The sequence below is a fragment of the Ramlibacter sp. genome (assembly GCF_029866045.1).
GTDB lineage: Bacteria > Pseudomonadota > Gammaproteobacteria > Burkholderiales > Burkholderiaceae_C > Ramlibacter.
The window spans coordinates 1-10,686 of record NZ_JARXAB010000133.1; the positions used below are offsets into that span (position 1 = coordinate 1).

Consider the following 10,686-nt stretch of genomic DNA (forward strand, 5'->3'; position numbering starts at 1 on the left):
TCAGGCCCCGATCACGCCACCGTCGGTGCGGGTGATCACGATGGTGGCCGAGCGGGGACGGCCCGGACGGCCATAGCCCTTGTTGCCAGGCCACTGGCTGTCCATCGCTTTGACGCTCTTGCTCTCCTCGCCCGGGTGCTGAATGTTCACGAAGAGCGCCCGTCCGCCATCGGCCTCGGTCACGCCGGTGATCTCGCTGCCCTTGGGGCCGATCAGGAAGCGGCGCAGGCGAGCTTCGCCCAGCGTCGCGCCGATGAAGGTTTCTTGCGTGCCGGTCTGCTCCGCGCCATTGACCACCATCTTGTTTTTGACGGTCACCTTGCTACCGTCGCCGACTTGGCCCGGCAGTGCCGCGAGCATCATGCAATGCGTCTCGTCGGTCATGGCGCCGTCGTCGGTCTGAATCCAGCAGATGCCGGTGGTGGGGCTGAACCACAGCCCGTCCGGGGAGGAGAAGCTGTTGCGGGCGGTCAGGCCGGACAGGTTGGCGTCGCCTGCGTCTTCTTCAGCGCCGAAGAGGAAGATGTCCCAACGGAAGCCGGTGGCAGTGGCCAGGTCTCCGCTTTCGCGGAAGCGGATGATGTGGCCGTTCGGGTTGCCGGCGCCGCGCTTGCCGTCCACGTCCATGTAGGCGCGCGGGTTGGCCGGGTCCACCCGACCCGGCGTGCGGTTGGCCGCGCTGTTGTTGGTCAGGGTGACGTAGATCTCGCCGTTTTTCGGGTTGACAGCGGTCCACTCGGGGCGGTCCATCTTGGTGGCGCCGACCGCATCGGCTGCCAGGCGGGTGTGGACATAGATCTCGGCTTGGTTAGAGAACTTGAAGCCGGCGTAGTTGGCAATTTTCGGGTCTTTGATGTCCAGCTCGATCCACTGGCCCTGACCATTGGAATCAAAACGCGCCGCATACATCTTGCCTTCGTTGAGGTACTTGTCGCCGGCTTCAATGCCGCCACCGATGTCCTTGGGGTCCCACACGGCGGTACTGACAAATTTGTAGATGTACTCGTTGCGTGCATCGCAGCCCATGTAAAAGGCCAGGGGCTGGCCGGCCTTGGGAACGCTGCACGTAGCGCCCTCGTGCGCCATGCGGCCCATGCTCACGCGCTTGACCGGCGCAGAGGTGGGGTTGAGCGGATCAATTTCCACGTTGTAGCCAAAGGTGTTGGCCTCATTGCGGAAATCGCGGTCGGCACTGGCGCCCACTGCCGTGAGGTTCCAGCGAGCAAAGCGGTCGTCGGTGGCCGAAACGGTGTGCCAGCCCTGGCCGTTGCCGCGGGTCTGACTAGCCGCAGGCGCCGCAACCGGCAGCCCATAGCGGCGGCGCGTCACTGCCTCGAGCGCCGGGACGGCGGTTCCGCCGGAAGTCATCTGGAAGTAGAAAGCCCAGTTCTCTTCGCAGGCCAGATAGGTGCCCCAAGGGGTCTTGCCGTGACCGCAGTTGTTCAGGGTGCCGCGGGAGCGGGTACCAGCCGTATCCCAGCGGGTGACCATTTGCGACTGAACGTCTTTCAGGTGTGCGCGGGGACCGGCGATGCGCGCAGGCGTTTGCGCCGTCACCCGGCGGTTTAGGGGAGAGTCGGCCTTCATGCGCCAACCGTTGGGGCCGCGCTCGAGCTCCACCACCGAGACGCCGTGGTGGTTGATCTCCTTGAGCACCTCGAGCTCCGGCCGGGCACCCAGGTCCCAGTCACCGAACTGGCTGAACTTTTTGCCGGAGACGCCATTGGAGGTCTGGCCCGCCGAGTGCATGAAATGCGCGTCGGCCGAGCTTTCGTGGTTCACCACCAGCACCGCACGTGCGGTGTCTTTGTCGGTGTAGCGGCCGCGGTCATCCACGAAGTAGATGTCCATGCCGTCATGGTGATCCCCAATGCGGTTGGACCAATCATCCGTCTCAGCGCCGGTGTTCGAGTAGGCAGGCAATTGAGCGCTCAGGGCATCGCCAGTGGCGTGCACCACGGAATAGCGATAGCCCGGCGGGAGAACGACGTCGTCGAGCAGGCTCTTGTCCAGGGAGGGAAAACCCAGGGCTTGCACGGGGGCGGGGGCGGTCGCCAGGCTGGCGCAGCCAGGCAGCATCGCCAAGCCGGCCATGCCTACGCCACCGCGCAAAATCATGCGGCGGCTGGGGCTGGCCAAACCGCGGGCCAGGATGTCCTCGAAGTGAGGGTTGTCTGAAGTATTGGAATGGGTTTCGTGATCAGGATGGGACATGACAAGCTCCGGCTGTACGTGGGTGGGAAACCTCTAGTAGGACCATCGTTTGTGACAACTCTGTGTCGGACCCGGTCTCCATAGGGTCTTGCAAGCTGCGGGCACTGGTACATCGCCCAGTGGCACTAGGCTCTGGTCGTATGCGTATCCATCGGCACTTTGCACAGGGTTTGGCCCGCAATCTCTTGGCCTTGGGCCTGCTCGCCGGGGTGGGGCCGTTGGCCGCGGTTGATGTGCCCAATCGCAACTCGCCCGTGGAAGAACGGGCGATGCGCGATGCCCGCGCGGCGATCGCAGCCTCGCAGTGGACGCAGGCCGTGGCGTTGCTAGAGGCCCATGTGCGGGTGTACCCAGAAGACGCTGACGCCTTTAACCTGCTGGGCTACAGCCTGCGCCAGTCAGGCCAGCGCGCCGTTTCGCAGGCTGCCTATGAGCGCGCACTGCAGATAGATCCTGCGCACCGGGGTGCGCATGAATACATGGGCGAGTTGATGCTGACCTTGGGCCGCCGCGACCGTGCGCTGTTTTACCTTGGCGAGCTTGAGCGACTGTGTGGAACAAGCTGCCCGGAATACCTCCAACTCAAGCGCGCAGTGGACGGGGCGAACGCAGCCCCGGCAAAGCGCTGGTGATTTGACGGGGCAAACCAGATCGATCAGTGCTGGGACGAGGTCGCCCGGCAGATGACGCGTTCATGACATCTGTCACGGGTCGGTCATCTTCTCGCTGACACAGAAGATGACCTCTGTCCCGACAGGCGGAGGCCGTCAATGCCCGGACGCCACCCTCCCACTCAAGCCCTTTTCGTACGTCACATAGAGCGGTACCACCCGTTCCTCCAGCAAGTCCAGCGCTTGGCGAATGAAGGGCGAGGCGGCTTGTTGCCTGGCGGTGGCAATGACCAGGCGGCAGTGCATCGCCGGCTCGGTGATGCGGGTGACCGAGAGCTTGCGTGGGCGGTCGTCGCGTGCCAGGGCGTTGAGGGGCAGCAGGGCGTGGCCATAGCCCTCTTGCACCAGGTCAAGCGCCGAGGTCACGGCGTCTACCTCCAGCGCAATATTGAGCTTGACCCGGTGCCGCGCGGCCTGTTCCTCGACCACTTCGCGGATGGCGTGCATACGGCTCGAGAGAATGAGCGGGTAGGTGCTGATGTCCTTGAAGGGGATGCTCTTTTGGGCGCGTAGCGCCGCAGTGTCCGGGCCGATGAAGTACAGCTCTTCGCGCAGCAGGTCCCGCTTCACGATCAACTCGGAGCGAGGAGTCTCGTACATTACGGCGGCGTCAATACGGTCCATCAGCAACGACTCGAGCAGGGTGGTGGAGGTGCCCTCAACCACGGTCACCGCCGCTTGCGGAAACTGCTGGCGCAACTGGCGCACCAACGACAAGATGGCGAATTTGGCGATGTGCGGCACCAGCCCCAGGGTGAATTTCTGGCGCGGCGCGGCTTGCAGGTTGCGCATGGCCTGCTCGGCGCGTTGCACCTGCGCGAGCACCTCCCTGCCATGGGCCAGAAACACCTCGCCCGCCGTGGTGGGCGTGGCGCCGCGCCCGTTGCGTGAGAGCAGGGGCTGCTGCAGGCGCTCCTCAAGGCGGCGCACCAGCCGGCTGAGGGCGGGCTGGTTGCTGCCCAAGGCGTCGGCGGCGCGGCTGAAGCTGCCGTGGTCCGCCACATGGACGAAGGCCTCAATCTCCCTGATCTCCATGCGCGCCTCGGTATGTGAAAACCACATATTAGCTAGCCCGACGCGGCGGTTGATCTTGCGCAAAATGCCCACAACAATCAGGCTGCCATGGACACCTTGCTGCGTAATGCCTTTATCTACACCGGCGACGCGCAGCATCGCTGCTTTGCCAATGGCGCAGCGCTGATTCGCCAGGGCCGCCTGCAGTGGGTGGGCGATGAGGCAGATTGCCCCGAGGCCCCCGAACACACCGCCGCCCGCGTGGTGGACCTCGGTGGCCGGGTGGTGATGCCGGGGCTGGTCAACACGCACACCCACGGCGGGCTGAGCCTGCACCGGGGCTGCTGCGACAGCGGCAACCTGTTCCAGTGGGCGCAGACCCTGGCGCCCCACACCTCGCCGCTGACATTGGAGGACAACCGCTGGGGCTGCTACCAGGCGGTGCTCGAGATGGTGCGTGGCGGCATCACCACCGCTTGCGACTGCACCCGCTACGGCGCGGGCCTGTTTGCCTCAGTAGCCGCCGAGGTGGGCATGCGCGCATTCGGCGGCGCAATGGCCAATTCGCCCGCGCTGCGGCCCAACGGCCGGCCCAACTGGCCCTTGGCGCTGGAGGAAACCCGGCAAGCCATGGCCGACCACGCAGGTGACGGCCGTGTCCGCTTTTACCTGGGCGCCCATTCCCCCTATAGCTGCACGCCGGAGTTGCTGGTAGAGGTGAAGCAGGCCGCCAATCAGTTGGGGCTGCCCTTCGTGATTCACGCCGCGGAAAGCCGCGAAGAGGTGGACATGGTGCAAAGCCGTTACGGCCGGCGCCCCATCGAGCACCTGCACCACCTGGGCGTTCTGGACTCGCGCACCCTGCTGGCCCACTGCGTCTGGCTGGACGAGGGCGAGCTGGCGCTGCTGGCCGAGACCGGTGCCGCCGTCTCGCACAACCCGATTAGCAACGCCAAGCTGGCCAGCGGTGTGGCACCGGTGATGGCCCTGCGCGCGCGCGGTGTGCCGGTGGGCCTGGGCACGGACAGCATGCTCAGTAACAACGCGCTGAACCTGTTCCAGGAGATGAAGTTCGCGGTGCTGCTGCAACGCGCGCACCAGCTTGATGGCCATGCGCTCTCGGCCGGTGACGTGCTGGCCATGGGCACGCGTGAGGGTGCGCAGGCCCTGGGCTGGCAGGACGAGATCGGCAGCCTGGAGGCCGGCAAGGAGGCCGACCTCGTGGTGCTGGACATCGACCACCCCCTGGGGCTGACCCCCGAGCGGGTACTGTCCGACCTGGTGTTCGCCGCCGGCCCGCAGCATGTGCAGGCTGTCATGGTGCACGGCGAGACGATTTTTGAAGCCGGCCGTTTCACCCGCGTGGACGAGGCGCAGATCAAGGCCGGCTTGCGTGAGCACGGCATGAGTCTGTCCAACGCCTGATCCCAGCCCCCACACCAGCCCCCACACCAGCCCACCTCCAACTCCTGAGTAAATTCCCCCTGAAGAAAGAGCCCTTTTCATGACCGAACCTCGTACCACGCCAGCGCCCGTCGGGCTGATTTCAAGCGCCGCCTCGCAGCGGCTTTTGCGAGACCGTCGCGAGGTGCAGGTGCCCACCCCCTGGGGCGCGGCGTCGGTGCTCACCGGACGCATCGGCGAACGCGAGGCGGCGGTGGTCTTGCGCTACGGCCCTAAGCTCACCATCCCCAGCCACAAGATCAACTACCGCGCCAACATCTGGGCGCTGCGCGAGTTGGGGGTCGAGCGCATCATTTCGCAAAATGCCATTGGTTCGATCAACCCGTTGGTGCGGCCGGGGGACATCATCATCTCGAGCGACTTTCTGGACCGCACCAAGGGCCGGCCGCTTTCGCTCTTTGACGACACCGAGGCCTGGGTTCGGGTCGACATGACCGAGCCCTTCTGCCCGGAGGTGCGCCAAACCCTGCTGGCTGCCACGGCCAGCATGCCCGACCGGGTGATCGACCGCGGCGTGTTTGCCTGCACCGAGGGTCCGCGCTTCGAGACGCCGGCCGAGATTCGCGCCCTGCAGCGTGACGGCGCCGACATTGTGGGCACCCCGATGGTGCCCGAGGTGACCATGGCGCGTGAGGCGGAGATGTGCTTTGCCTCCATCGCGCCGGTGATCAACTTCGGTGCGGGCATGGCGCCGGCGGTGATTCACGTGGGCCCAGGCAGCATGAACGACGAGTACTACGCCGGTGGGCTGCACGACCGGATCGAGCAGGCCCTGATCGACGCGGTGGCCCAGTTGCCTGCGCACCGGGGCTGCCAGTGCGGCCACGCCCTGCGTAGCGGCTTTCACGGCCAGCGCCCCGGATGGCTCAAAAATTGCAGCATTGACCATCAGACGGGTTCGACCCTGCCGGTGGCGCTTGAGGACGCCTGAGCGGTCGGGGGTTTCCCCATCAACCGGCACTGCAACCCTGTATTGAAGCCCTGGAAATCATTTCCGATCCGCAAGTTCCGATTCGCAAACCAATACCGCACTTCACAAGGAGTCCCCTCATGCGCAAGCCCTTTCTCGCTCTATTGACCGCTCTCGCGGCCGGCACGCTCTCGCCCTTGGCGCTGGCCCAAACAGCTTCCCCCTGGCCCACCAGCAAGCCCATCTCCGTGGTGGTGCCCTTCGCCGCTGGCGGTGCGGTGGATTACGCCGCGCGCATGGTGGTCACCAAGCTGGGCGAGCGCCTGGGGCAGGCGGTGGTGGTTGACAACGTGGCCGGTGCCGGCGGCATTGTGGGCACCACCAAGGTGGCGCGTGCCACACCCGATGGCTACACCCTGCTGGTGGCGCCGGACAGCACCATCGTGATTGCACCGCTGGTCACGCCGGACGCGGTGAAGTACGACCCGCTCAAAGACCTGGTGCCAGTGGGCCTGATCAACATCACGCCCCTCATCTTGACGGCCAGCCCGAGCCTGCCCGTGAACAACTTCGCCGAGCTGGTGCGCTATGCCCGCGCCAACCCGGGCAAGCTCAATTACGCGAGCCCTGGCGCTGGCAACCTGTTGCATGTGGCCATGGAGGCGCTGCGCCAGCAGGCTGGCATCAACATGGTGCATGTGCCCTACAAGGCGACCCCCCAAATGGTGAGCGACTTGATTGGTGGTCAGGTCGACCTCGCCTTGTTGGTGCCCTCGACCGGGCTGCCGCAGATCAAGTCGGGCAAGCTCAAGGCGCTGGGCGTGACGGTGGACGAGCGGCTCACCGCGGCGCCCGAGATCACGCCCCTGTCGGATTCGCCGGAGCTCAAGGGCTATTTCGTCACCACCTCGATCGGCCTGTTTGTGCCAGCCCGCACGCCGCAGGCCATCATCGACCGCCTGAACCGGGAGCTCAATGCCATTTTGGCCTCGCCCGAGGTGCGCAAGCCCTTCGAGGACCAGGCGGCCACGGTCGGCAAGGGTTCGGGCTCTGACTACGCCGAGTTCCTGCGCAAGGAACTCGCTCGCAACGCGGTGGTGGTTAAGGCGGCCAACATCAAGGGCGAGTGAGCGTGGCGCAGGCGCTGCCCGGCCTGAACTTTGTCGCGCATGCCGGGGCCCTCATCGCCTGGCAGGCGCAGGGGCCGGCTGACCGGCCCGCCCTGCTTTTGGCCAACTCGCTGGGCTCCGACATGGGCTCATGGGACGCAGTGGTTGGCTTGCTGGCAGACCAGTTCCGGGTGGTTCGCTACGACGCGCGCGGTCACGGTGCGTCGACCCTCGAAGCGTCCGCGCGCGGTGCGGATTACGCCATTGAACTGCTGGCCCGTGACGCGCTGGCGGTCGCCGACGCCGCCGGTGCCTCCCAGTTTCATTTCGCCGGTGTGTCTATCGGCGGCATGATTGGCATGTGGCTGGGGCGCCATGCGGCCCACAGGCTCGACCGCCTGGTGCTGTCCAACACCGCCGCCCGTTTGCCCGCCCAGGTGTGGGCCGAGCGCATCGCCGCGGTAAAGGCTTCGGGCCTGGCCTCCCAGGTTGAGGCCACGATGCAACGCTGGTTCACCCCGGCATTCCAGGCGCAGACCGAGGCCGAGGGCCAGGCGGTGATCGCCCGCGCCCGCGCCACCTTTCTGAAGGTCGATCTAGACGGCTACCTGGGCTGCGCCGCCGCGGTGCGCGACATGGACCAAGGGGGCGACCTGCCTGGAATTGCCGTGCCCACCCTGGTGGTCACTGGCCGTTATGACCCTTCTACCCCTCCTGAACTCGGCCAGGAGATCGCCGCGCGCATCCCCGGCGCGGCCTGCGTGGAGCTGCCCCTGGCGCATATGCCGCAATTGGAACGGCCTAGTGACTTTGCGGGGGTGTTGCGGGAGTTTCTGGTTAGCTGAGGGTGTGGACGGCTTTGTGCGGTGCGCGACTTGCAGGAGCTTCAAGGTCACCAGCGTGGACTGGCTGTGGCCGAACGGTACAGGTTTTCTTTTTACGACGCCTTGATCGTGGCCGCAGCGCTGGAGTCGGGATGCACCACGCTCTTCTCGGAAGATTTGCAAGACGGCCAGGTCATCGATCAGACGCTCACGGTGAGAAATCCATTCTAGGGCTAGCGCATCACGGGATCGCCCAGCGGGGCGTGTCTGCAGGTGCGTATCCAAAGTCGTGGGGCTCATCGCATGAGCCCAGGTGTACCTACTCTCAAACCCAGCCTCGACAAAGGCGCGCTCTTGCCCACCGCCCCGGCATCAGGGCACGCAGCGCCATCGCAGAAAATTGCCGAGACCCGCGCCACTGCTATTCCGGAAGGCCTTCTCTTGCTGAACCACCGCTCCCCCCGCTTTTTCGTCCTCGTCCTATGCCTTTTCGGCCTCATGCCCGCCTGGGCGCAGCGGGGCTTTGAGCCGCCAGTGTCGATCCAGCGTGAGCGGGCGAATTTGGTCATCAATCTCGACGGCAGCTACCGGGAGGTGGCCGAGCAATCGGTGCGCATTCGCACCGCCCCCGGGGTGGAGCAGTACGCCAGCCAGGAGATTGGCTACATCGCCGGGCGGGAGGAGATTCTGGAGGTTGAGGGCTGGACCATCACCCCCGATGGCACCCGCTTGCCGGTGCTGCCGGCGGCAATCCGTGATCGGGACGAGGACAACAGCGGGGGCACCGCACAGTTCTCGGATTCACGGGTCAAGGTGATCATCTTCCCGCGCGTCTCGGTGGGAAGCGTGGTGGGCTACAAGGTCGACTCGCGGATTGTGGCGCCCTTGTACCCAGGCGAGTTCGACCGCTCTTTCGTGTTTTACCCGGCCACGCCCTATGAAGACTGGGAGCTGCGAATTGCCATTCCGGCCTCCCGGCCGCTTTATATCGACAAGCGCGGCGTGGACGGCGGCCTGGAAAAAACGGTCGACGGTATGGCGCACTATGTCTTCAAGTACCGGCGAGAAAAGACGGAGCCTCCACTCAGTGGGTCCGCTGGCCTGCTGCATCGAGCCGACTACCTGCAGATTTCGACCCTGCCCGACATGCGCGCGCTCGGGCGTATTGCCCGGGGCTTCTTTGAGTCGCAGGTGGAGGTGACCGAAGAGATTCGCGCCCTCGCGCAAAAGCTGACCGCAGGCGCCAGCAGCGAGCGCGCCAAGGCCAAAGCGCTGTACGAATGGGTGGCCCGCGAGATTCGCTATGTGTCGATCTCGCTGGGCGATGGCCGGCTGGTGCCACGGCCCGCCTCGCAGGTGCTGCAAAACCTGTACGGCGACTGCAAAGACCATGTGGTGCTGCTGGAGGCCTTGTTGCGCGCAGTGGGCATTGACAGCAGCCCGGCCCTCATCAGCTCGGGCAGTACCCAGCGCCTCTCGTCTGTGGGCGCGCATTACCCGCTGAATCACGTCATCACCTATGTGCCGAGCCTGGATCTTTATCTCGACTCGACAGACCGCTTCGCCCCCTTCGGTACGCTGCCAACCTCCGACGCCGACAAGCCGGTGATCCTCACCCGGCTCGACCGCATGGGCCGCACACCGGCGATGAAGGCCGAGGACCATGTGAGCCGCACCCGGGTGCGCATGACGATCCGAGGCGACGGCAGCATTCAGGGCCGTGCGCACATCCGGCAGACCGGCTATTTTGCGAACAGCAGCCGGTCGAGTCGTTTGGATGACCGCTCCCGTACCGAAGATGAAATCGTGCGCTCAGAGCTGTCACGCTTCAACGAAACCGGCACCGGCAGCATGCGCTTCACCGAGCCAACCGACATCACCCGGCCCTACGAAATGCGTACGGTGTTCACGCTCGAGCCTCTGGTCAACATGCCCGGGCGAGGTGCTCTGGCCGTGCCGGTGGGGCTGGCCCCCGGCAACATTGCCTACATTGCGTTGAGCCAGCCCGAGCCGGCATCCGACCGGCCCGCGCTTTGCAGTTCGAGGACGGTGCACGAGCACTACACGCTCACCTTTCCCCCGAATGTCGTGGTGGAAGAGGTTCCCAAAGGTATGCGCTTTGCGCGCGGCGACATCCAGTTTGAGTCGCGCCTCACCCAGGAGGGCCGCACCGTCACCGTGGAGCGACGCCTGCGGGTACAGCGGGGCTCTCGCGTGTGCGGCCTGAAAGAGGCGCGCGACTGGCAGGCGTTTTACCGGGCGCTGCAGCGGGACCTGCGGGCGCAGATCGTGTACCGCTGAACGTCGTCCCCAGGCTCGTGCCATGAGCCGCAGCACCTACACCATGCACCTTCGCAAATCAGGGCGAATTCACGCCGATTTGAGGAGGATTGAAGGTGCAATTGGAGTTCGACAACGTCATCCCGCTGGACAGGGAGCGGCTGCGGATCCCCCCGCATTCCATCGAGGCTGAGTCGAGC

8 protein-coding genes are annotated in these 10,686 nt (G+C 65.4%); 6 read left to right on the forward strand and 2 right to left on the reverse strand.

Going from position 1 to position 10,686, the window contains the following annotated elements:
• Positions 1-2,214 (reverse strand): PhoX family phosphatase, encoded by a 2,214-nt coding sequence (locus QE494_RS13925; protein ID WP_300044154.1) that lies wholly within the window; start codon positions 2,212-2,214, stop codon positions 1-3.
• Between the two features lie 140 nt (positions 2,215-2,354).
• On the opposite strand from QE494_RS13925, the gene QE494_RS13930 reads away from it, so the two are divergent.
• Positions 2,355-2,846, forward strand: a complete 492-nt coding sequence (locus QE494_RS13930; protein ID WP_300044156.1) for a tetratricopeptide repeat protein — start codon at positions 2,355-2,357, stop codon at positions 2,844-2,846.
• 135 nt (positions 2,847-2,981) lie between these two features.
• Here the strand turns inward: QE494_RS13930 and QE494_RS13935 are convergent, their stop codons facing one another.
• On the reverse strand, positions 2,982-3,920 hold the full coding sequence (locus tag QE494_RS13935) for a LysR family transcriptional regulator (protein WP_300044157.1): 939 nt from the start codon (positions 3,918-3,920) through the stop codon (positions 2,982-2,984).
• Between the two features lie 87 nt (positions 3,921-4,007).
• On the opposite strand from QE494_RS13935, the gene QE494_RS13940 reads away from it, so the two are divergent.
• The 5 genes from QE494_RS13940 to QE494_RS13960 all read left to right on the forward strand — a co-directional run bounded on the left by QE494_RS13940 (position 4,008) and on the right by QE494_RS13960 (position 10,507).
• Entirely contained in the window at positions 4,008-5,324 is a 1,317-nt protein-coding gene (locus QE494_RS13940) for an amidohydrolase (protein WP_300044158.1), read from the forward strand.
• Between the two features lie 79 nt (positions 5,325-5,403).
• Positions 5,404-6,294 carry an MTAP family purine nucleoside phosphorylase gene (locus QE494_RS13945; protein ID WP_300044160.1) on the forward strand — a complete coding sequence of 297 codons (891 nt, stop codon included), beginning with the start codon at positions 5,404-5,406 and terminating at the stop codon, positions 6,292-6,294.
• A 119-nt stretch (positions 6,295-6,413) separates the two neighbouring features.
• Positions 6,414-7,403: a tripartite tricarboxylate transporter substrate binding protein gene (locus QE494_RS13950; RefSeq protein ID WP_300044162.1), complete on the forward strand. Its 990-nt coding sequence runs from the start codon at positions 6,414-6,416 to the stop codon at positions 7,401-7,403.
• Positions 7,400-8,227, forward strand: coding sequence for a 3-oxoadipate enol-lactonase (gene pcaD, locus QE494_RS13955; protein ID WP_300044163.1), 828 nt, complete (start codon positions 7,400-7,402; stop codon positions 8,225-8,227). Before QE494_RS13950 ends, pcaD begins: the two co-directional genes overlap by 4 nt.
• A 477-nt stretch (positions 8,228-8,704) precedes the next feature.
• Positions 8,705-10,507 carry a DUF3857 and transglutaminase domain-containing protein gene (locus QE494_RS13960; RefSeq protein WP_300044164.1) on the forward strand — a complete coding sequence of 601 codons (1,803 nt, stop codon included), beginning with the start codon at positions 8,705-8,707 and terminating at the stop codon, positions 10,505-10,507.
• Positions 10,508-10,686 lie beyond the last annotated feature (179 nt).